Source organism: Paenibacillus sp. Soil787 (assembly GCF_001429545.1).
Lineage (GTDB): Bacteria > Bacillota > Bacilli > Paenibacillales > NBRC-103111 > Paenibacillus_E.
Map to the genome: position 1 here is coordinate 536039 of NZ_LMSP01000012.1, position 22032 is coordinate 558070.

The following is a 22032-nucleotide window of genomic DNA, read 5'->3' on the forward strand; positions in this document are numbered from 1 at the left end:
TGCGAAAACATGCGAAATCACCGTAATTAACATGCTGAATAAGTTCCAAAAAGCAAAATGTCGTTCCTTGGGTTTTGGTTTGGATTATAGAGCGCATCACTTTGGAATAGTTAAAAAAGAATGGAAAGCGTAGCGAGGTCCTCTCTATCATAAGTTAGAGTTTCACGTTGAGATCCATGTGAAACTTGATGGCGTAGGAGTCGTTATGTGGTTGAGATGCTTCAATCGAAGGGTTGACAACGCTTGTGCGCGTAACTTCATTTTGTTGATTTTGTTGATCTTGTAGTTCTTGCCATTGAATTGGCTGAATGCCAAGCTGACTCATTACGTGATTAATATCGATTTCTCTCACGATTCCAACTCCCCATCCACGGTTTGTCTCTTTCTTTTGTCTACACTTTACTTTATCGGTCATTCTGCTATCTGTAAATATGGACATATTGTCGAATCGCCTAAAAAATCAATAAATCTTTTATTAAGTTCACTTAATGAATGAAGTTAGAATTCGACAAAAAGACAAAAGAGCTGCTTCATGCGGCGCTTTTGTCTTTTCATGCACATTTTCAACTATTGTACTTGTCCATTCGATGACACTCTGGATGAAACAAATTCGCTCGCCCAATCTACCATACCATTCATTAAAGTGAGTATAAGATTGACCGCATCTTTCTCATTTAATGAACCGTTGGATTGACTGCTTACATATTGGGACGTCTTCTGTTCTAATTTTTCAACGAGATCCTTGATTTTCAATAAATCATTGGCTAAGTCTGTTACTTGCTGACCATTCGCGTCACCTTGATTAGCTCTTTTACTTTTACTTTGATTTTGATTTTGATTCTGGTCTTGACCCTGTGCCTGTTGGTTAGAGTCAAAGGATTGCTGGTCACTGCTGCTATTATTAAATTGTTGCTGCCCTTGGCTTTGTGAGCTTTGAGAGCTGTTAGTCAACATCTTCTTAACTTGCTCTAGCTCGATGAGCACCATATCGTTTTGTTTCGTTAGTTCATCCATTTGCAGCTTGAGATCCTGCGTTTTAATCATGTTGTCAGACAGCTCCTTCCCTTATTTCACAGCACCGCATGCAATTCGTTTCCCCGAATTACCGGATGGATCCGTCTTCAGATCATCTTCTTTCTCATGGATGACCAGACTTGTGCCCCCTTGTTTTAACAATGAATTCGGCCTGTCCGGAAGCAGTACTGCAGACTTAGTAATGGCATTGAACTTCCCATTTCCCTGTGCATCCACGACCAAATTGGGGAGATCCCCTGCATGGAAACCTTTCGGATTGTGAAAGCCATGTTCCTTCTTAAATGGATTGAAGTGTGCTCCTGCCGAATCAAAGTTAGGGGCTTCACAGACTGCTTTTTCATGAAAGTGTAAGCCATGATTTCCTGGTGTCAGCCCGCTAACTTGGAGATCAATCTGAACTCCATCCTGAACAGATGTTAAATGGGCAGTCCCTATGGGTTGGCCGCTCGAACCGATCATTGAAACTTGCAGCTCAGATGGTGGTGATGCGGCTTCTTTCGTCATTGTACTCTTCACACTTTGACAAGCGGTTAATACAAGCAACCCCAGACTGACAGTCATGATGATCTTAATTGATTTCATTAACGATATCCTCCCGATAACTTGGTTTTTACATAATCTACTCTTAGGATGCACAACTGCATTACACCGTAACCGCATTAAAAGAACAAATTTTTCATATTAGCGTTCTATAGCAAAAAGCCCGCAATCTCTCGATTGCAGACTTCATTCATGCCTTTATCTCCTTATAAAATCGTCATGAGTTTCGCAATGATTTGTAGATTCTCTAGCTTCCTTTTGTAGAAATGGAACTCAACCTTCGTATGCTCGACGGCGTCTTCCATCCGCAAAACTTGCTGCTGTAAATCTTTGGTGTATGGCCACATCTCCGCTTGTCGGTGAAGCTCGTTTTTCCCTGTAACCATACCGTCCCCAATAACTTCACATTCTTTGGCTAGAAGCTGATGCTTTGCCCAGGCCAGTTCCGATACCGCATCCACATAGATGGCTTCTGCTTGTTTAAGCAACTCCGGTACAAGTTGTAACTCCAAAATAACATCCGACCGATTCATTCGGATTCCTCCTAAGAGTTTTCGTAAGAAAACTAACTTCGTAAGCATAAGCTCAACTTAGCAAATCATGAACTTTTGCTGCTTCGCCTCATGTATATTCATAGAAAAAATAAAACATGCTTAATCGTGCTATCAGGCGAAAACAAAGCATTTTCTCGCAGGATACGACTTATATTGCTATTCGAATTCCACAAGGAATGACAAACGGATAAAGGTTACATTAAATCTATCATTTCGTCCACTACCCTACTTGTTTAGCCTGCTAGAAGCAGCTAAAATGATACTATACGTATCAGAGGAGGTGACAAATAAATGAGCCAAAACGAAGAAGTTGTATCCCAAAATGAAGAAGAAATCGCCCCAGAGTCCACCGAAGAAGTGGTGAGCGAAGAGGTGTCTTCTGAAGAAGTTGCAGAAGCTGCCCAAGAAGCTGCTGCTGCGGAAGAAAGCACGGAATCCGAAGAGGAATAATCCATTCTAATTATATATTTCCCCCCAGCCTTTTGGTTGGGGGTTTATTGATGTTTGGAGGACAGTAAAAAAACTTGTAAATTTTTTTGAATTTCGCGAATAAATAATCTGAACATTCAAATAATACTGGTGTACCAAAAAAAAGGAGATGATTATGAATGGCTAGAAACAACACTTTAGTCGTACAACAAGCAAAAGCAGCATTGGATCAACTGAAGTATGAAGTCGCTCAAGAAATTGGTGTCCCTCTCTCCCCTACTGGTTACAACGGTAATTTGGCAACACGTGATGCTGGTGCCATTGGTGGCAACATCACGAAGCGATTAGTGCAAATAGCTGAGCAACAACTCTCCAGCTTCAAACGCTAATCCTTTGATGTAGGAGCAAGCAAAAAAAGACTGATTCACTCGATCCTCCTTAGAGTGAAAATCAGTCTTTCTTTTTTTCCTTCGAAATGATCATATATTCCTTCAATTTCCTCACCAGTTTCCACGGAAGTGTTCTATTCTGAAATTAGTTCTAGTATGATTACATTGTCCATTATCCGATAAAGGAGTGTTAACCTTGACTGAACAATATGAAATATTCCGTGATCCCTACCGCATGCTCATTCTTTTGGCCACATTAGTTAGTGAACAAAAAGGCGAAAAAACTCTCCAATTTGACAATGTACCGTTTTTCGAGAATGATACGTTTCTCATCCAGAACGAAAAGTTTGTTTACAAAAAAATCCCCATAGAAATAACCTGGTTTCAATTCTTAGGAAGAGACATTACCTGCAATAAAGACTATACCCGTGAAGAATACAACAAAATGTTCGTTGATTGCCTCGCTTCACTATACAACATCACATAATACATACGCGGAGGCTGTAGAGTGCAGCCTCTTTTTGTTTGTAAATAAATCATAAAAAAACGCCATCTATCGGAATCATCCGATTAGAATAGCGCTTCACATAGAACCATTATTTCTTCTTCACTTCTTCTACAAATACATCACTTGCGTCACGGTTACTCCCAAGTTCAAGGATCGTATATTTCTTCTCACCAATCATGATGACATCTTCGACTTCTGGAAGCGGATCCCCTAAATATACAGTGCCTAAATATACATTACTGCTCTTCAAACGTAAATTCCATCGATGCTGTTGTTTCGTCATTTCCTTGTTCCTCCCAAGATCTACTGTCATCAAGTTACCATAAATCAAGCCAAGATGAAAGCCCTACTATCAAACAAGCTCATAAGTATGGTATAGTAGTGTCAAGATTGTCCGGAAAGGTTGGCCGCTATTATGGCAGAACAAGGCGTCTCAAAGGAAGAACTTTCTATCCTGCTCTCCAACAATGACGAGATATTCCACGGTTCACTGGCGAACATCTCCTATATACCCAGGTCCAAAAAGAAACGAACGACGAATCCTTTTTTCAAAAAGCTGTTTCTTTATTGGCGAAAATAAGTACGATAACCATGTGTTGACAATCACTTAAATCCTTGGTATATTACTAATTGTCTTCAAAAACGACTTGTTAGCTCAGCTGGGAGAGCACTATCTTGACAGGGTAGGGGTCAGTGGTTCGAGCCCACTACAGGTCATCAACCGAAAGTCCTTACTATGTAAGGGCTTTTTAATTTTTCGGGGGAGTATTACATCACTCTTAAAACTGAATTTATTCCCCCTTGGTCACGTACTGGTCACCAGCGACGCCTAATGAGCAATCTCGTTGCAGTAATCATAAGTTAACTTGAATATGAGGATTACATTAAATTAAAACGAACGGGCAGGATAGTTATAATCACTTTACGAATATTTAAAATGTGGGGTAATTTGCGATGTACGTAAACAAGACGTTATGAGAAATTGCTGCAAATCTAATATTATACTTTTGTCTATCACGGAGGCTAAATGAATACTACAATTATTGAACCCGAATTTTCAATTAAACCTAAAATTGAAGGATGGCTAGTTGTATATTTACTTCAAATAATAATAAGCATTTTGTTTTATTTATTAATAGTGATAGGGATTCTGCATTGGTGGGATGCTGGAGGTATAATACATAATGATGTTAGTGGTTATAAGTTTTTGTTGTTACTACCCGGACTTATAACGGCATGTATTAAATTACCAATTTCTCTTCTCGTTTTATTTTTAATAATCAAAAAGAAACAGATAATACCGAGATTTGTTTTTATGCTTGAAGGAATTTGTATCTTTACGAGAGTTATTGAAATAGTAAATATCACAATGCAACTTGATAGTACAATTACTCAAATCCTACAAACGATTTTATATATACTTATCAGCTTTACTTGGATATTATATTTTAAAAAATCAATAAGGGTCAAAAATACATTCTTGAAGTAATGTAAATTATTATCTGGGTAATTCATAGAAGGCAGCAACATCTCATAACATCGTATTCACGCTTCGGGCTAGCGCCCTCGGTACAGGATACCTGGTGTAGCAAGAATAACTTGGAATTATGTATTGTAGCATGAGAGTATAATCCAAGCACAAAAGGACTAAAACCGCGGCTACACGTAGCTGCGGTTTTTCCCTTTAAGAATTAAATAGCATTTCACCAAACTTCGTCGCTGATTCTAATTGCATACTAGGGAGCAAATGACTGTATGTATCCAATGTAAGTCTTATATCTACATGCCCTAATCTTTCTGCAACAATTTTTGGGTTAACTCCTTGCATGAGTAAAAGTGTTGTCATACTAAGAAAGTCCTTACATCGTAAGGGATTTTTTGTTTATTTCAAATATTATATGTGCTACTAAATAACCCTTGAGTTGGAAATAGGGTTATTTTTTCCTTTGAGCGATCAGAATATGAGGAAAGAAGGAAGATTTAATTGGGCTTTTTAACAAGCTGGTTAGAACATTATGGCTACTGGGTTCTCTTCTTTGCCCTTTTGCTTGAGATGCTTGCGATACCTTTTTCCGGGGAAGTCTCGATGAGCTATGCAGGACTGCTGATTTTTCAAGGAAAGTTAAATTGGTTCCTTTGTATATTAACAGCAGGTGCCGGTGTATCAACCGGTGAGTGAGCGTTTTATTTCCCTTGGGAAAGCATTAGGTCCGAAATGGGAGGAGAGGCTCTGGATGAAGGGTTGCGAGCATTGTTTCATCGCATCGGTCCATCTTCTTTAAGCTATCCATTCCCCTCTACATTTCCAAGTGAGCAGACATTAATTTCATTAACCGTCTGTGGCTTTGCTGCCTATTTACTAGTTCGGCATTAAGTAAAATTGAAGGTTCGCATCGCAGCAACATTGCTAGTGATCCTTCTATGTTTGCTAGTTGGTGTCAGTCGCATTTTCTTTGATGTTCAATACCCAAGTGATGTCATCGCTGGTTATGCTTTTGGAGGTGCTTGGATAAGCTTAAATGTGATCTTATTGGAGACCCTTCGTATGCTCCGTAAAAATGGATTTATCGCATCGTAGTGATTTTGTATGACAGCATTGATTTTGATGGCTTCATTTCGTACAATAACTCACAATTCAATTAGAGGTGACAAAATGAGCGATTTCTCTGATGATAGTACGCTAGTTGAGGCTATTACTGGAAAGTGGCATAGAATAGAGAAAGGAATTCGTAAAGGAACCTTTCTAATCGAATTTTCCAATACCTTGCTACTGAATATTCACGTAACCAATAACAATATTGATGTTCTTATGAAAGATAATAAAGACATTTTCAGACACATGGGTGACTTATCATTCGAAGGACTGGATACGGAGGATCATAAATTTATGTTCCATAGCCTAGGAATCGACCATGTGCATTTCAACAATCGTGATATTCGTGTAAATAACCCAAAAAGTGAAATATCTACAGTGTTTGTTAGTCTAAGTCATGATAAGAAAATAGAGACCATTAACAAATTAGCGGGACAATAGTTCCCGTTTTTTCTTTTCTGAAGAACAAAAAGCGCGAAAAACGCGCTTTCAGCTAGAGCTCCGTGAGACGAAGCTCGTCGACAGTGTCTGAGAGGTCGGAAATCGGCTTCTCAGCTTCTGCATGCATCTGCCAAAACCCAGAAAAGTGATCTAGGATCAGTATCTTGCATAATTTCCTGTACAATAAAAAAAAAGCCACTCCACGATTGGAGTGACTTTAAACGTACCTCACGACTGCTCCTCACTCACTACAACGGAATCTCGAATCTGTTCAAAAGAAACAGGCGTATAATCCCAATGCTCCACACTCACATTAAAGTAATGGCGTCCCTCATATTTCTGGCTATGAATGTGTCCGTGTACATTGAGGTAGGGCATCTGCTTGTTCATATACATCGGCTCATGGGATAAGAAAAAGAAATTCTTATAAATAATCGGGTACTCACTTACTTCGTCAAAGCCAACTTCAAGCCACCATGTTCTCGACCTTCCCCGATCGTGATTGCCTAAGATGAGGATTTTATAACCATTTAGCTCTGAAACAATGGCTTTGGTTCGCTCTTTATTCAAGAAGGAGAAATCCCCTAGATGAAATACTTTGTCTTCTTGGCTGACAATAGCGTTCCATTTGGCAATCATGGTCGCATTCATTTCGTCTGCATCAGCAAAGGGCCGAGCTTCGAAATCAATAATGGATGAATGACCAAAATGATGGTCCGAAATAAAATAGGTATTAGCCATCGTATCCCACTCCTCTACTACTTCTTAAACTTCCACGGTCCTTCCAGCATAAAGACCACAGCAATGTACATACAGGCAAAGCCCAAAGAAACGGCGCATAGCCGACATACGCTAGCACGGGTACACCTACTATGGTTCCACAGACGATGGCAAGCATGTTCCACGGAATCATAGCAGCTAGAATGAGGCTTGAATCAGCTACTACTCTGGCAAGTTGACTGCGAGGAAACCGCTCTTCCCAAAAAGGCAGCAAATTCCGCCCCGTCATCATAATTGGCAATGTTTGATTACACGAAACAAGGCCAAGCCCTAACCCAAAAAGTGAGGTTCGTACAGTCGCTGAAAGAAGTGAAGCAGACGTCTCCCCTAGCAGCTTTTGCATATAAATCTCTAGGATACGATACTTTTCTAAAATGCCACTAAATGCACCTGCGAGTGCGATAAGAGCAATCAGCTCGATCATGTTAGAAAGCCCTTTGGTTTGCAGCGAGTTAAATAAGCTGGAATGGTAGCCGTACCACATATCGTGCAACCATTCATGCCAAGTCATTTGTTGCCAGCTCATGCCAATTAGGATGGCACAAGCAATCGACAAGAGGAAGCCATTTCTTGTTTTGAACCTTAGAAGGATTGAAATCAATAAAACAAGTACTGGCAGCAACAGCCACAAGCTGATCTTAAATCCCGAAGCAAACTGCTGATTATGTAAGATGATGTTACTCTGATGCCATTCTCCTCTATAATCGCATACTAAGAAAAACCCCAGCGCGACACCTAGCGCACCTATTGTTGTGGGTAGTAAAGCTTTAAAAAGGACCTGCATGGAAACGCCTGTTGAAGAAGCCACAAGTCTGTTTGCACTGGAAAATGGCGAAGTCCGATCGCCAACGAAAGCACCCGACACGAGAGCACCTGCAACCATAGGAAGCGGGATTTGCAGCAGAAACCCCAGACCAATTAAGGGGATACCCACAGAACTCAGCGTTCCCGTAGATGTGCCCAGCACCATAGAGATGCAAACGGAAAGTACAAATGAAAATGTTAGAAAAAAACTAGGATTAACGATACTAAGACCCAAATCAATCATGTATGGTATCGTACCGCTCATTGTCCATGTAGGGATAACCACGCCAACGAGAGCAAGAATCCAAATGACCTCTTTGGTGTGTTGGATACCTTCCCACATGCTCTTCAAGAGGCCCCGAAAGGTTGTTCCCGCTCGCCAAATGAGGACAGCCAAGGTCAAAAGCCCCAATGAAAATCCAATCACTAAAGGAATATGCAGAAAATAAGCGGCAGCAAGCCCTATAATTGTTATCGTGATTACTGCACTAAGTTGTCTAATCGTTAACATCGTTTAGGCTAACATCCCTTGTATCGTTCGTTTGGTCTCAAGAATTGCTTCCTTCAGCGGCTTCGTTTCCCCTTGATATGGATGAACAGAACCAAAGGTATGGTTGCCCTCAGGGATTCTAATCCATGCAATGGCGGCATTTTGCTCAACAAGCCTCTGTGAACCTCGGATTCCTCTTTCTCCATCTTCCGTTCCCTGAATAAGGGTGATTGGGAATTTAGCACCACTAATCCTACCTACAATATCGAAGCGCTCACGATTATGCTCCATATCTTCTAGGATTTCGAGGTCCTGCGGCATGTTTTGCTTCGTGCGCCCGTTCATCGTATACGTTCGCCCCGTTGCCCGCATCTCATCTTTATTTTCCTCCGAAAATAAATCGACATTCGCGATCCCGTTCCAGCTAATCACACCGATGATATGTTCAGGATGATCTAGCGCATAGATCAAACTCACAGCCGCACCCCTGCTATGACCTAAGAGAAGTATGGGTTTCTGGGGGGGTAAGCCTTCCCGGTTACGAATATCGTTCACAACAGCATGCAAATCTTCTAGATCTTTGGAATAGGTTTCTCGAGCAAACTTTTCAAGCTCCGTAAATGCAAGCAAGTCAGCGCCCACGCCATTGTGAGAAAAATTGATCGCAATCACATCAACCTCTTCGGCTAACGCCTGAGCTACATGCGGAAACATCCCCCAATCTTTGAAACCTTTGAACCCATGACAAATAATTAATGTCCCTCTTGCCGGCTGTGATGACGTTTCATAAAAATCCCCTCTCACAACACGATCTGTCTCTATACATAATTCAAACGGTTTACCCGCGCTTGGTTTCATTCGTATGACCTTCCTTTCCAATTCGTGTTCTAAATGCTGAATACTTCTGTTATTTTATCACAAATTTAAATAGATCCGCATACGCAGGATGGCTGTTCATAAATTTAAGACATTTTGTAAAAACTTGATTATGTGCTTATCAAACTGAATTAGGAGGAGGCTAACCCATGCATCCACACCGAGCAAACAGTTTGCTCCGAAAGCTGTTATGCACGCTGTTGTTTACAAACCTACTAACAGCTGCAATAGGTATCCACACGCATGCTCAAGTCGATACACCACAGCTTGAAGAAACCGCGAGTTCTGGGAACTTCCAGCTGGTCGTTAAAGTTTCACCACATGCCGCTTATCAAACGGAAGCTATATTTGTAGATAAAAAATTACAACGAGAGCTAGAAGATGGAGGTACAGGTTCGCCATTCGTCGCTCCTCTTCCCCCAGATACCACGCTTTCCTTTGACAAAAAAGGTGTGCAACAACGATATGGTGTCACCCCGAATGGAGAAGTGGTAGACCTCGCGGCAAGACTCACGTTAAACATATCAAGTACTGCCCAAGAAACGCTGCGTGCTCAAGTTCAAATGGTTAGAGCCAGACATTATGGCGAAATCCTTTCTTGGGAGGAGGCGAGTGAAGTCCTCCCCAAATACAGTAAATTCACCATCGTAGACGTGGAGAGCGGTCTCAGCTTTGAGGGGCAGCGCCGCGCGGGCTCCCAACATGCGGATGTACAGCCGCTGACCAAATCCGACTCCGCGACGCTCAAAACCATCTACGGCGGCGCCTGGAGCTGGGACCGCAAGGCGGTCCTCGTGAAGCTGAACGGCCGCACGCTGGCCGGGTCCATGCACGGCATGCCGCATGGAGGTGACGGTATACCGGGAAATGACTTCAACGGTCATTTCTGCATTCACTTCCTCGGAAGCGTGACGCACGGCTCCCGCTCCGTTGACCCGGCGCACCAGGTCATGGTGCACCGAGCGGCCGGCTTGCTGACGGAATACATCAGCAAGCTCTCGCCCTGGGCGCTGATCGACGTGTGGATCAGCGCGGCGAACCAAGGTGACCTGCAGCTGCTGCAGGTCACCACCGGGCAAGAACAGGCGGTGCATGTGCGAAGCATGCGCCGCCTGTCCAAGTTCCCGGAGCGGGACGTGTCCCAGCTCCTTGAACTTGAAACCGCGGTTGACGTTTCGGCTACGCCGATGCGTGCGTCCGCGGTTGTGAACAAGCGAGTGCTCTTTCGCCTCGAAAGAGCTTCGCCGGGTGAGCGCTGGTATATCCGCAGCGCGGTCATTCAATGAGAAAGCCCGGCATCTCAGAGCTAGTCGAGAGATGCCGGGCTTATATTTTTTATTTCACAGTAATTTTACCCTTCATGAAATTCGGTTTACTTTTGGGCGATTATTGTTCCGGTTGACCCGAAACTTTGCGCAGCTCATTGGCTAGTCGGTGAAATTCTTCTCTAGCAACAGTAGACGACGTCGCCTCATATCCGGCCGAAAGGAAGGGTATAATCACATTGGCATCTTGAAGAGACAGCGGATACGACACGGGGGGCTCCGGCGGTACTATCGTGTTCCACCAACCTTCATTTCCGTACGATTCATCGTAATCCACGCCAATTCCATGCTCAACCACATCGTTCAAGTATTGATAAATGTTTATAAAATCGGCCTTTTGACCGCCGCCCCAAGCATACGTTTGCCAAAAATGAGAGCAAGCTCCCGCGTTACGGACAGCTTCCATCACGGTATAAGAACCATATACACCTGTCGTATACTCAGGTGTCGCCTCACTTGCTGCTCGGATATAAGCAATAATGGTTGGCATTTGGGCACTTGAGGCTTCAAAATCAACAGCAAAGTAAATACAGCTGCCAGGTGGTTGGCCTAGATTATGAGCAACCTGTACAGCCGTTGCCCCATCAGCCAAACCAGCGCTTCTTCCACCGAGAGCTCGGTTCGCGGTTGTTTCGAACACAGATACGATTTGCAGTCCTGCCTGGCTGATCGTATCCGCTTCACTTTTGGTTAACGCTTTGTAACCACTCGGAACGAGATATCTGGCTACAAACAAGTAGCCATCTTTGACGAAAGTAGCGGCGGTTTGTGCCGTTAAAGGCGTTGAACAATCAAAACCTTTGGTCACTTTCTATCACCTAATTTCTACTAGTTTTATACATGATATGCTTAACTAGGGTAGAGCGCTACAAGGACAAGTTGAAAGCCTATCCAAGTAAACACAAAAAAGGCTCTTTCCCCGTAAGAAAGGAACCCTTATTCCAACTATGATGTTATTAATCTTCTTTTGTTCCAAACCTTTTAGCATTCCTTACACGCACTCGCTCGATTTCAATCTCACGATTACGAGGCTCAGCATTAGTTACCAGCGAGTCCAACAGATTCCGTGCAACTATACTAACCTCCTTGACAGCATGATTGAACGCCGCCTCATTTGCCTTCGAAGGCTCAGTAAATCCTGAAATTTTTCTCACAAATTGCAGCGAGGCCGCCTGAATTTCATCATCGGTAGCCAAAGGATCGAAATTGAATAGTGTTTTAATATTTCGGCACATAACTTTCTCCTTTTGAATCGTTATACAATTAATTTTACAATAAACTCCGAAATTAAGCACACTATCCAATCACCGCTGCAGCTAACTATCACTCCTGGCGCATTTTAACACAATATAATTGCAATCACGGATAAACGACTCCGTCGTCCTTCTGGGACGAGCGCGTTTGTCAAGGTAGATGCGAATTAAAAGTATAAAACTTATACTTACTTATCTACGAATAAAGGCCGACGAATATCGTCAGCCTCTGTCCTTTTTCATCTATTCATGCTTAGAATTATTGATAGCCGCGAATCGATGAGCCATACGAATTGGCATAATTACTTTGTTGTTGAGGTTGCTGCATATTTTGAGACTGAAAGCTGCTTTGAGCCGTTTGTTCGAGCTGTCTGCACAACTGCGAAACGTGTTGTAATTGTTGAATCGCCATTTGGTGGCCTTGCAGCGCAGATTGAATGATTTGGACGGCTTTATGTTCCCGTTGTGCTAATTCTTCAAGTCTCATTGCATTTTGCTGCTCTTGTTGAAGCATCTGTTGGTACATCTGTGAAGATTGTTGCGTTTGGTTAATAAGTTGCGCAATGATCCCTTGCGTTTGTTGAAATTGGTTATTGATATTTTGATCTTGGTACATTTAAATTCCTCCTCATATTTTGGGGCTTAATCATCTACAAATGACTTTACGTACTTTCTTATCTTACTATTGGCAACCTTGTATAAGATCTCTCTTCGGAGTGTCTTTTATCCCAAAAAAATAAAAAAAAGGATTACTCCGACATTTAACGAGACAGTTTGTAAAGTTTGATGCAATGTATGTTGCGCCCTAGACGTAAATATCTCAAACTTTCGATTGATCATCCGTGGCTTGTTGTACTTTGTACAACATTACGCAAGATAATTTGCTTTTTCCTCGGAAATGTTGCAAAATATACAACATTTATATCCAAAATTAGCCATATTTATTTTAAAAAGGCAGAATTGTTGTAAAAAATACAACATCTTTTAGCTTGCCCCGTAGAAATCGAGGAAATTGTTGTACCCCGTACAACTTTTTATCCCAATTCACTATTTCCCCATTTCTATCCCATTTCTCAAAACATGCGAATCCCGGGCACACATTGTACGCAGTATGGCGATATGTCAAAACCCCAAACCCAAAACATATAAATTCTGGCGTCCAAGGATAAACGACTCCGTCGTCCTTCAGGGACGAGCGCGTTTGTCAAGGCAGATGCGAAGCAAAAGTATAAAACTTATACTTTCTACAAAAAAACCTGATTCCTCAGGCTTTCAACGATTAACTATATAGACAATTTGTGCCCTTTTAACTTCTCATATGAAGGAATTAAGCTCTTCACTATTAGATTGAATGACTTGTATTGGTTAAACTTAAACCACTCATTCTTTTGAACAATTCCTTATTGCATTGATATAGCTCTTTAAATAAAGCATATTGTTCTTCGTAAACGGATCTGTTCTTCAGAATAGGCGTAATCGGCCTCTCGACTTGCTTCACCACAATCTCACACGCTTCCTCTATAGATGCATATACGCCAGCCCCTACTCCTGCCATCATGGCCGCACCAATGCATGCTTGCTCTTTCATAGCGGATGGAAATAACTCACGACCCAGCACATCTGCCAGTATCTGAAGCCATATGGCACTATTAGCTCCACCACCGGCCATCACGATTCGGTCGACTCTCGCACCTAATGTCACCAATACCTCCAGCCCATCGCGCAGTGCAAAAGCCACTCCTTCCATGACAGCTCGAACCAGATGTGCTTCCTTATGCTTCAGCGTCAGACCGAACATAGCGCCTTTGGCAAAAGGGTCCATATGCGGAGTTCTCTCCCCAGTCAAGTAGGGCAGGAAAATAAGCCCTTCTGAGCCCGGAGGAACCTGAGCAGCGCTTTCATCGAGTGTCTTACTGTCCTTATTGTGGAGGATGTTTTCTGTTAGCCATTTATGTGATAAGCCAGCATTCAGCATCGCCGCCATCATATACCATTTGCCTGGCGCTGCGTGGGTGAAGGTGTGCGTTCGCAGCAAGGAATCGTATGTTGGCGTAGCTACAGGGACAAACCATTGTCCTCCTGTGCCCAACGTACATGAAGCTTGCCCCTGATGTAAAATACCATTGCCAACAGCCTGCATGGGCTGGTCTGCGCCACCAAAAACGACAATAGTACCTGTAGGAATATCACAATCGTTTGCTGCCTCAGTTGTAAGTCTTCCTGCAACCTCCCAAGGCTCACGAACGGTTGGCAGGAGTGTCTGATCAATTCCGAGCTGTCCCAACAGTTCACTGGACCAACGTTTATTGGCTACATCATAAGCTAACGTGCCTGAGGCATCCGTTGACTCGGTTCCTACTTCGCCGGTTAGTCGGTACCTGATATAATCCTTCGGCAGCATGACTTTCCAAATTTTCGCATAGGTATCCGGTTCATGCTGCTTTAACCACAACAGCGATAGGAGCAGAAAGCCGGTCGCAGCCCGGTTCTGTACCAACTTCCCTAGCTGCTCGATAGAATACATCGCCTCTATTTGTTCCTTCTGTTCAATTGAACGCTGATCGCACCAAATAATCGCCGGTCGAAGTACTTGCCCATTCATCCCAATCGCAACAAGCCCATGCATTTGTCCTGATAAGCCTATTGCAAAACTGTTACTGCTATCAGCGCTTGCTTGCCTAACTGCATCAGATAAGGATTGTCGCACTGCATCCCACCATGATTGAGGCTCTTGCTCCGCATAGCCAACCAAAGGCGAATGAATGTCATAGCTTTGCTGAGATAAGCCTACAATCCGTCCCGCGGGGTTCATAGCAGTCGTCTTAACGCTGGATGTCCCAAGGTCTATTCCGAGCAATGTTGTCATTTTATATCCCTCCTATTTCTGATAAGTTCAGCCTGTTTTTGCTATCTAGTACTGCTCATATCTCATCAGTGCCAGCATCGTGTATGAACAATTCTTCGACACTCCAAGTCGCTGTCCCTTTAGGAAGATTTAATAAGCCTGCGACATTTCGGGCTAAAATGTAAAAAAGCCTCTTCGATTCATCGAAAAGTGATGATATCGTGAGGCTAATTTGATATTATAAAATAATAAAAACCCTTATACCAAGGGTTTCCGTGCTATGGGCCCAGAGGGACTCGAACCCCCGACCAATCGGTTATGAGCCGACCGCTCTAACCAACTGAGCTATAGGCCCAAAATAAAATTTGGTTGCGGGGGCAGGATTTGAACCTGCGGCCTTCGGGTTATGAGCCCGACGAGCTACCGGGCTGCTCCACCCCGCGTCATTAGTTGCCGCTCAACAGCGACAAAAATAAATATACACTAAATGCGCGGTCTAAGTCAAGCGTTAATTTCTAGGGTATTTCGTGTAAATTATGTGTTATATCGAACGCCAAATCGCCCTTTTTTGGACTTAAATACTTCCACTTCTTGTGGACATTCATAGCCATAAATCCACCAGTCTTCTTCCATTCTTTTCGCCAGGCAGCCCGCTTGAAACTTGGAATCATATAATTTAGCCCAATATATCCAGTTCATTGTACTCACTCCGTTATGTTCATTTCGTTAATCCTATCTTATCCAAAAAAAGACCTCCTTATGAGCACTTCCCCACAATGCAATGAGTACGCTACATATAAAGCCAAAAGCTGCTTGGATGTGCTCTAGAGAGCAGGTCCAAGCAGCTTTATTTAATCATCTATTGTTTAAATGTAGTCAACAACCGTTTAACGGATTCACCATATTCGTTCGTGAATGTTTCAAATACTTTGACCTGAATTGGGAAGTCCAGTTGATTGGATCTCGCATTTAGGTTAATTGTGTTTGATCCATTGTATAAACGTCCTTCGCCTGACAATGCTTCAACTGCTTTTCCAACCGGATTACCAACATTATCGAATAATTCGAATGAGAGCTTACTGTTGAACTTATCTACCGTCACCTGCTTATCCGGCTTAATATCCAGATCCAGCTTCAGCTTATAATCATACGTCATATTACCTTGGAAAATAGCTGAAATTGTCCAATCCTTAATAGTAATACCATATGGGTATACGTTCAGAGTTTTACTTGTTGGATCATTCGTTTGAACAGGTACCTTCGCCGTCGCAAGCAGTGATTTGTAGGTCGTATCTCCACTAACCTGTTGGCTGTAAAGGTTCATTTTCAGACCTTCACCTTTTTCTGATGCTGGAAGTGCATAGGAATAACTGACCACATACGAAGCATTAGGCACAACACTAAGTGCTGTAGCTTCCTGTCTTCTTCCCCCATACGCATATCCATCTTTACTAACAAGCTCCGTTTGGATCGCTGGGATTGGGATCGGACGGTCACTGTTGTTCGTCAGTTTAAATTTCGCCACAGCTGTATTGAAGCCATCGTCTTCATTACTAGTTACATGTAATTCAACCAAAGAAACATCCACATTGGAAGGTACGAACTTATTCGTAGAATCCAGTTTAACTGGTGTACCCAAGGTGTATTCTGGAGCTGGGATGACACCTTGTGTCGCGGCACCTGTAGGGAGAAGAATATTGACACGTCCTACCCGATAGGTGTCCTCGTGGAACTTACCGTCACCCGTAGCAGTGGCAAAACTCTCTGGTGTCACGACATTCAAGCTAGTAAATTCCGTATCCAGATCAGTTGGAATGACAATATGGATATATTTCTTCTCACCTGGATCTAGCATGACAGCAGCTTCGGCGCGACTGCCGGAATAAACGTTATTTTCTGTTTTCCCATCGATCCCAAAGTTAGGTACGGTTTGACGTTCTTTGGTTGGATTTACGACTTGAATTTGAACAACCGTAGAAACACCTTTGGCTGTAATTTCCTTATGAATGTCTACAGGAATGAATCCAAGGGTTGAGTGCAAAGATGGTAAGGTAAACGGTTCCCCCCATTTAAGGATCGCAGTTGGTTTCGTTATGGTGCTGTCACTGCCGTTCCATACGGTGCCAGAGTCAACTGGAACGGTAAGCAGTGTTGTTTCTTCCTTTGGATACACCTCAAGATCCACATCTACAAAGCTAAGGTCGGTAAGAGCAACATCGTCACTCCGTTCAACCGTGGTCAAGTAGCTGAGCTCTTGCTGGCTCTTGGGTTGAATCGATTTAGGGTTTTTGGCACTTGGCTGCAGCGTATATTCGACGCCGTCTGCCATGCGAACCCGCAGTTCAAAGTCAGGCACACGCGAGATTTTACCACTTGTATTTTTAATTCGAATGACGGCACCCAATTTCGTTGAATCCGATTCGTGCTCATTGAGCATGCTTTTAATTTCGACCTCAATATTATCCGTCAGTGTATAGCTTATATTTGTACTTGCAGCTGCTGCTGCCGCCAAGTTCAGACCATCCGCAGCCCATGCAGGAAAAGATGCTGTAGTTAAAAGTGCAGCTGATAAAACAATGGTTGCTAGTGATCTCTTCATCCTCTTATTCACTTATTTCTCCTCCTTAAGTTTTGGTTAGTTACCCACTTTTATTTTATCTTGATCTTTTAGTTGATGTTGACCGGAAATAACAAGAATCTCGTCTTCTTTGACGCCGGAGATAACTTCCTGATTGGTCTCATTCAAACGTCCAAGTTCAACTTTACGCTTCTGTACCGTTTCACCATTTACAATATAGACAAAGTTATTTCCGCCTTCGCGAACGATACTAAGACTTGGAACGACAGGCACATTTTGTTCATCATCTTTGGTGAGTTCCACTTGCGCCTTGGAGCCAGGTTTCAGCTTGCCATCCGGATTCGGAACCTCCAATTCCAGATCATACGCTTTGGATTGTCCGTTAATTACATCCGATAAGTAAATCACCTTGGCTCCGGCTTTCGTCGTTACCCCTGGTATGTAGAAAGTCAATTCACTCTTGCCTCTAACAAGATTAGCCAACGATTCCGTGAGTTGGGATTTGATTTTGACCGGATTCGTCTGTTGAACTTCCCCGACGCGGCCGCCTGGTGCTAGCGTTTGACCAACAGTAACATTGAGATCCGTCAACACGCCGGAAGCTGGTGCTTTTACCTCAAGATTGCTAAGAGTCCTCTCAATATTCCGCGCATTTACTTGCGCCGATTCTAAACTAGTCTCTACTTGTGCGAGCGAATTCGTTTCTTGCAGTGTTTTCAGTGATCTCCGTGCGCTGGCTAAATCTTTCTTTCGATTACTAAGCGCCGTTTCCGCCTGCTCTAATTGAGATTTCGTTGCTGTCCCTAGATCATATTCATTGCGAACCGTGTTGTAGGCTTTCTCCAGGTCACTAACGGCGGTTTCCAATTTAGAAACACCATCCTTAGCATCTTCAATCCCGTTCGATGTCTTCTGTTTAGCCTCCGTAAGCCCTGCCTGCGCCCCTTTAATATTAACGGAATTCAAATCCTTCTGTATAAGAACATCCGTTGGATCCAAACGGAAGAGCACATCGCCCTTCTCTACGATATCTCCGCGTTTCTTCACGATTTCAATGACTTCTCCACCTGACTTCGCGACAATATCTAATTGAACGGATGATACTACGTCTCCGACTTGTTCAACTGGCTCACCAATCTTTTGTTTGGCAATTTTGGCCGTTTTGACTACCTTAACCCCTTGCTCGGCTGCAGCAGTTGTTGCTGCAGGGCTTGCTGCTGGTGATGCGGAACATCCGACGGCTATCGCCGCGCTTAGCGCGACGACACCGAATAATTTGGTACTTTGTTTAATCATAAACAACTGACGTTTCATATTCGTTTTCTCCTTTTCCCCTGTTTAGCTTATTGAAGCGCAGATCCTGCTTGCTCCGATTGAATAGAATTCGACTTTCCTTTTCTCTTGAAGAGACGGCCTTCTCTTTTCTTAAATAAGATCTCATACATGATAGGCACGATTACCAGTGTTAGCAAAGTTGAAGTCGTAAGACCGCCAATAACAACGACTGCCAAACCTTTGGAAATGATCGTTCCTTTGGATAATCCAAGTCCTAAAGGCAAGAGTGCAATAATTGTTGCACCTGCTGTCATGATAATAGGTCTTAACCGCGTAATTCCCGCTTCAATAAGGGAGTCACGAATCGAATAATTTTGCTCTCTCAGCTGCTGTACGCGGTCTACGAGTACAATCGCGTTCGTTACAACGATACCAATCAGCATGAGGAAACCGATGAGCGAAGTTACATTGATCGATTCGCCAGTTATTAGAAGTCCTAAAAGGCCCCCAATCGCAGCAAGCGGCAGTGAAAACAGAATCGCAAGCGGTGCTCTAGCGTTTCCAAAGGCAATAACCATGACCATGTAAACAATGAAAATGGAAGCAATGATGGCCATAAACATTTGCTTGAAGCTTTTATTAATATCATCGGATACGCCCTTCACTTCACGAGTAACGCCTGAAGGAAGTTCTAACTTGGCTAACTCTTCTGTAATTTTCTTGCTGACGCCGCCTTTATCTGTAGCATTAATTTTCGCTTTTACACTGATGATTTGTTCTTGGTCTTCACGACTAATGTTATTTGGCGCTTCTATCTGTTTGACTCGAGCTACCTCATTTAACTGAATCGTTTGACCGGTAGGCGTCTTGACTAAGAAAGTACCCACTTTATCCACAGAGTTTTTGTAAGCGGGATTCAACATAACTTTGGTGGAATAAGTGACATTATTAAATTTCAGATCGCCAAGCTTCTCTTCAGCAATCCAGGCGTTTACCGCTTGTAAAATTTGAGCACTAGAGAGTCCATACAAGCGTGCTTTGTTTTGATCTACCGTAATCTCTACTTCGGTTTTGGAATCACTCAAGCTGTCTTTAATGTCGTTCAGCTCAGGGAACTCCTTCATTTTATCTTTAACCAGCTGCGATGCTTGCTTGAGGTAAAGCTGGTCATCCCCTTTAAGGGAATAGGAGAAATCGGTCCCAGTTGAGGTAGGGGGCCCACCTGTAAACAATTGTATATTCGCATCGGATCCTGGAGGCATCAGTTTCAACATATCTTCCTTGTACTTCTTGACACCTTCTGTCGCATCAGTTTCTGCTGTTAGCTCGAAAAACATCATCGCTCTATAAGCATATCGGTCACTGCTTTGGTTATAACCAACAAGGGATTCAATGTATTTGAATGCTGGTTTACCGGCTTTGTCCAAATGTGATTTCAAGTCTTTTTCAAGTTCTTTGGACTTCTCATTCATCATTTCGATGGATGTTTCTCGCGGCATTTTAATCTCAATGACCCCTTGTTTAACCGATTCACTATTGGGCATGAAAGCTACCGCTAAATTAGGTACTGTAATGACGATTGAGAGAATTAGGGCAACGCCAGCCATCAATAAGGTTTTGATACGGTTATTCAATGACCATTCGATCGCTTTTTTGTATTTCTCAGCCATAGGTCCTACATGATTATCATCGTGATTGGCAAGCTTCTTGCTTCGAAGTACCATCAGCTTCGCCAGCATCGGGATAACCGTTAAGGCAACAATCAATGAGGACAATAAGGCAACGACGAGTGTAATAGCAAAAGGACGGAATACTTCACCAACGACCCCGCTAACAAATCCGATGGGACCAAATACACCCACTGTCGTAATTGTAGAGGAAGTAATCGCACTAGAAACCTGTTTCGTTGCTAATTTAATCACTGATTCGTTACGCTCTTGAGCTCTTTGCAGTTGACTGTAGATATTCTCAATAACGACGATACTGTCGTCCACGACCCGCCCGACTGCAATGGCCATTCCGCCTAACGTCATAATGTTAAGGGAAATGCCTAGCGGCCCCATGACCAGTAACGTAACAAGAATCGAGAGAGGAATCGAAACGAGAACGATGATCGTCATACGTATATTACGAAGGAACAGCAAGATCATTAATGAGGCAAGCACAGCGCCTAATCCGCCTTCTTGCACCATACCATGGATGGAATCTTTGATATCGTTGGCTGAATTGAAAATTTTGTGGAATTTCACGCCAGGGAGCGTTTTCCCCCAATCCGTCATAAGCTTATCTGCACTATTTGCAAACTCAACAGCATTCGCTGCTTTCGTTTTGTAAAGCAGTACGCCGATAGCTGGTTGATCATCTAATCTCGCAATAAACTTGGACTCGCTGATGGCTTCAACTTTGGCAATTTGTTTGAGAAGGAGCGTATCGCCTGTTTTCGTTGTAATTTTCAAATTATCTAAATTGTAAATCGTATCCATTTCACCCTTGACTCGAACCATCTGCGTGTTTCCATTGAAATCAACCGTGCCCGCAGGGCTAGATACCAATGAGGCTTTGATCAAACCCGATACATCTGCCGGGGTTAGACCATAATTATTTATCGCGGGAGCATCCAATTTAATGGTAAGTACAGCCTCCTGATTGCCTACCGAATCCACATGGTCAATCCCTTTGAGCCCGTTAAAGCCAGGAAGAATCGTATCATTGTAGGCTTTATCCAGCTCGGTTTGGTTCATTCCTGCCTCACCGTAAACCGCCAAATAATAGACCGGTTCGGAAGAAAAGCCTGCTGTTAACACTTTAGGTTTCTCCGAACCTTGAGGCATCTTCACATTGGAGATCAGGCTCTCCACGTCTTTCTTCACATCTTCAGGCTTCTTATCTTGGTCTAACTGCAGGATAATCTGTGAATAATTGTCCTGTGAGCCGGAGCTTAGGGTTTTTAATCCATCGAGCCCTGCAACAGCCTTCTCAAGCGGCTTTGTAATTTCATCCAGCACATCCTTCGGAGGTGCCACGTATGTAGTGCTAATAATGACGACCGGAAAAGTAATATCAGGCATACTTTCTACCTTTAATGTGGTTGTAGAAAACGTTCCTCCTACGACCAACAGCAGCATGACGATGAAAACCGCTGCCACATTTTTCATTGAAAACTCGGTTAACTTGGACATTCTCACTTCTCCCCTATCACCAGCTTTAATACCTACATCCTTCGTGCTCACTCAATTATCATACTTGGAATTTCTTAACAAAACATAAACTAGAGTTGAAAATTTTATGTTTTTACTCGGTCAGGATTTATTATAGCT

24 protein-coding genes, 3 tRNA genes and 1 pseudogene are annotated in these 22032 nt (G+C 43.0%); 9 read left to right on the forward strand and 19 right to left on the reverse strand.

What is annotated here, in order from left to right; genetic code table 11:
• Nucleotides 1–154: 154 nt before the first annotated feature.
• The 4 genes from ASG93_RS15060 to ASG93_RS15075 form a co-directional block, all read right to left on the reverse strand.
• Nucleotides 155–352 (reverse strand): hypothetical protein, encoded by a 198-nt coding sequence (locus ASG93_RS15060; RefSeq protein WP_156410902.1) that lies wholly within the window; start codon nucleotides 350–352, stop codon nucleotides 155–157.
• 215 nt (nucleotides 353–567) lie between these two features.
• Nucleotides 568–1044, reverse strand: a complete 477-nt coding sequence (locus tag ASG93_RS15065; protein ID WP_056833238.1) for a hypothetical protein — start codon at nucleotides 1042–1044, stop codon at nucleotides 568–570.
• 21 nt (nucleotides 1045–1065) lie between these two features.
• The gene (locus ASG93_RS15070) at nucleotides 1066–1617 is read right to left on the reverse strand and encodes a superoxide dismutase family protein (protein ID WP_056833240.1); all 552 of its coding nucleotides are present in this window, start codon (nucleotides 1615–1617) and stop codon (nucleotides 1066–1068) included.
• A 164-nt stretch (nucleotides 1618–1781) separates the two neighbouring features.
• Nucleotides 1782–2108 (reverse strand): hypothetical protein, encoded by a 327-nt coding sequence (locus tag ASG93_RS15075; RefSeq protein WP_047672455.1) that lies wholly within the window; start codon nucleotides 2106–2108, stop codon nucleotides 1782–1784.
• 312 nt (nucleotides 2109–2420) lie between these two features.
• Here ASG93_RS15075 and ASG93_RS35110 point away from each other — a divergent pair, with 312 nt between their 5' ends.
• From ASG93_RS35110 to ASG93_RS15085, 3 genes are all read left to right on the forward strand, one after another.
• Nucleotides 2421–2579 (forward strand): hypothetical protein, encoded by a 159-nt coding sequence (locus ASG93_RS35110; RefSeq protein ID WP_156410903.1) that lies wholly within the window; start codon nucleotides 2421–2423, stop codon nucleotides 2577–2579.
• Nucleotides 2580–2737: 158 nt separating this feature from the next.
• Nucleotides 2738–2947, forward strand: coding sequence for an alpha/beta-type small acid-soluble spore protein (locus ASG93_RS15080; RefSeq protein WP_029196083.1), 210 nt, complete (start codon nucleotides 2738–2740; stop codon nucleotides 2945–2947).
• Nucleotides 2948–3134: 187 nt separating this feature from the next.
• Nucleotides 3135–3434, forward strand: coding sequence for a hypothetical protein (locus ASG93_RS15085; RefSeq protein WP_235550849.1), 300 nt, complete (start codon nucleotides 3135–3137; stop codon nucleotides 3432–3434).
• A gap of 109 nt (nucleotides 3435–3543) precedes the next feature.
• Here the strand turns inward: ASG93_RS15085 and ASG93_RS15090 are convergent, their stop codons facing one another.
• Nucleotides 3544–3738 carry a hypothetical protein gene (locus ASG93_RS15090; RefSeq protein ID WP_029196081.1) on the reverse strand — a complete coding sequence of 65 codons (195 nt, stop codon included), beginning with the start codon at nucleotides 3736–3738 and terminating at the stop codon, nucleotides 3544–3546.
• A gap of 361 nt (nucleotides 3739–4099) precedes the next feature.
• Here ASG93_RS15090 and ASG93_RS15095 point away from each other — a divergent pair.
• Nucleotides 4100–4172, forward strand: a tRNA-Val gene (locus tag ASG93_RS15095).
• A gap of 310 nt (nucleotides 4173–4482) precedes the next feature.
• Nucleotides 4483–4944, forward strand: coding sequence for a DUF2569 family protein (locus ASG93_RS15100; RefSeq protein ID WP_056833242.1), 462 nt, complete (start codon nucleotides 4483–4485; stop codon nucleotides 4942–4944).
• 195 nt (nucleotides 4945–5139) lie between these two features.
• Here the strand turns inward: ASG93_RS15100 and ASG93_RS36960 are convergent.
• Nucleotides 5140–5295: pseudogene (locus ASG93_RS36960) on the reverse strand (site-specific integrase); the annotation flags it as partial.
• Between the two features lie 144 nt (nucleotides 5296–5439).
• On the opposite strand from ASG93_RS36960, the gene ASG93_RS36345 reads away from it, so the two are divergent.
• The 3 genes from ASG93_RS36345 (at nucleotide 5440) to ASG93_RS15110 (ending at nucleotide 6489) form a co-directional block, all read left to right on the forward strand.
• Nucleotides 5440–5634, forward strand: a complete 195-nt coding sequence (locus ASG93_RS36345) for a DedA family protein (RefSeq protein ID WP_056833244.1) — start codon at nucleotides 5440–5442, stop codon at nucleotides 5632–5634.
• 201 nt (nucleotides 5635–5835) lie between these two features.
• Nucleotides 5836–6033, forward strand: a complete 198-nt coding sequence (locus ASG93_RS36350) for a phosphatase PAP2 family protein (protein ID WP_268796013.1) — start codon at nucleotides 5836–5838, stop codon at nucleotides 6031–6033.
• A gap of 75 nt (nucleotides 6034–6108) precedes the next feature.
• Nucleotides 6109–6489, forward strand: a complete 381-nt coding sequence (locus ASG93_RS15110; RefSeq protein WP_056833246.1) for a hypothetical protein — start codon at nucleotides 6109–6111, stop codon at nucleotides 6487–6489.
• A 228-nt stretch (nucleotides 6490–6717) separates the two neighbouring features.
• Here ASG93_RS15110 and ASG93_RS15115 read toward each other — a convergent pair whose 3' ends face one another.
• The 3 genes from ASG93_RS15115 to ASG93_RS15125 are packed head-to-tail and all read right to left on the reverse strand — an operon-like array spanning nucleotide 6718 to nucleotide 9421.
• Nucleotides 6718–7230 (reverse strand): metallophosphoesterase, encoded by a 513-nt coding sequence (locus ASG93_RS15115; protein WP_056833248.1) that lies wholly within the window; start codon nucleotides 7228–7230, stop codon nucleotides 6718–6720.
• A complete protein-coding gene (locus tag ASG93_RS15120; RefSeq protein ID WP_056833250.1) occupies nucleotides 7223–8584 on the reverse strand; it encodes a Na+/H+ antiporter NhaC family protein in 1362 nt (453 codons plus the stop codon). The genes ASG93_RS15115 and ASG93_RS15120 overlap by 8 nt, the downstream gene beginning before the upstream one ends.
• A 3-nt stretch (nucleotides 8585–8587) precedes the next feature.
• The gene (locus ASG93_RS15125) at nucleotides 8588–9421 is read right to left on the reverse strand and encodes an alpha/beta hydrolase family protein (protein WP_056833252.1); all 834 of its coding nucleotides are present in this window, start codon (nucleotides 9419–9421) and stop codon (nucleotides 8588–8590) included.
• Between the two features lie 167 nt (nucleotides 9422–9588).
• Between ASG93_RS15125 and ASG93_RS15130 the strand changes: the two genes are divergently transcribed.
• A complete protein-coding gene (locus ASG93_RS15130) occupies nucleotides 9589–10725 on the forward strand; it encodes a hypothetical protein (RefSeq protein WP_056833254.1) in 1137 nt (378 codons plus the stop codon).
• A 100-nt stretch (nucleotides 10726–10825) separates the two neighbouring features.
• Here ASG93_RS15130 and ASG93_RS15135 read toward each other — a convergent pair whose 3' ends face one another.
• From ASG93_RS15135 to ASG93_RS15175, 10 genes are all read right to left on the reverse strand, one after another.
• Nucleotides 10826–11572: a DUF1906 domain-containing protein gene (locus ASG93_RS15135; RefSeq protein WP_056833257.1), complete on the reverse strand. Its 747-nt coding sequence runs from the start codon at nucleotides 11570–11572 to the stop codon at nucleotides 10826–10828.
• A gap of 148 nt (nucleotides 11573–11720) precedes the next feature.
• Nucleotides 11721–11999 carry a DUF2277 domain-containing protein gene (locus tag ASG93_RS15140; protein WP_056833258.1) on the reverse strand — a complete coding sequence of 93 codons (279 nt, stop codon included), beginning with the start codon at nucleotides 11997–11999 and terminating at the stop codon, nucleotides 11721–11723.
• A 277-nt stretch (nucleotides 12000–12276) separates the two neighbouring features.
• A complete protein-coding gene (locus tag ASG93_RS15145; RefSeq protein ID WP_056833261.1) occupies nucleotides 12277–12633 on the reverse strand; it encodes a hypothetical protein in 357 nt (118 codons plus the stop codon).
• Between the two features lie 726 nt (nucleotides 12634–13359).
• On the reverse strand, nucleotides 13360–14883 hold the full coding sequence (gene xylB / locus ASG93_RS15150) for a xylulokinase (protein WP_056833263.1): 1524 nt from the start codon (nucleotides 14881–14883) through the stop codon (nucleotides 13360–13362).
• Nucleotides 14884–15143: 260 nt separating this feature from the next.
• Nucleotides 15144–15217 (reverse strand) — tRNA-Ile (locus ASG93_RS15155).
• A gap of 11 nt (nucleotides 15218–15228) precedes the next feature.
• Nucleotides 15229–15305: transfer RNA gene (locus ASG93_RS15160), tRNA-Met, on the reverse strand.
• 91 nt (nucleotides 15306–15396) lie between these two features.
• Entirely contained in the window at nucleotides 15397–15561 is a 165-nt protein-coding gene (locus ASG93_RS35915) for a hypothetical protein (protein WP_164484139.1), read from the reverse strand.
• A 160-nt stretch (nucleotides 15562–15721) separates the two neighbouring features.
• On the reverse strand, nucleotides 15722–17473 hold the full coding sequence (locus ASG93_RS15165) for a hypothetical protein (RefSeq protein ID WP_056833265.1): 1752 nt from the start codon (nucleotides 17471–17473) through the stop codon (nucleotides 15722–15724).
• A 24-nt stretch (nucleotides 17474–17497) separates the two neighbouring features.
• A complete protein-coding gene (locus tag ASG93_RS15170; RefSeq protein WP_056833267.1) occupies nucleotides 17498–18754 on the reverse strand; it encodes an efflux RND transporter periplasmic adaptor subunit in 1257 nt (418 codons plus the stop codon).
• A gap of 29 nt (nucleotides 18755–18783) precedes the next feature.
• Nucleotides 18784–21894 (reverse strand): efflux RND transporter permease subunit, encoded by a 3111-nt coding sequence (locus ASG93_RS15175; protein WP_056833269.1) that lies wholly within the window; start codon nucleotides 21892–21894, stop codon nucleotides 18784–18786.
• Nucleotides 21895–22032 lie beyond the last annotated feature (138 nt).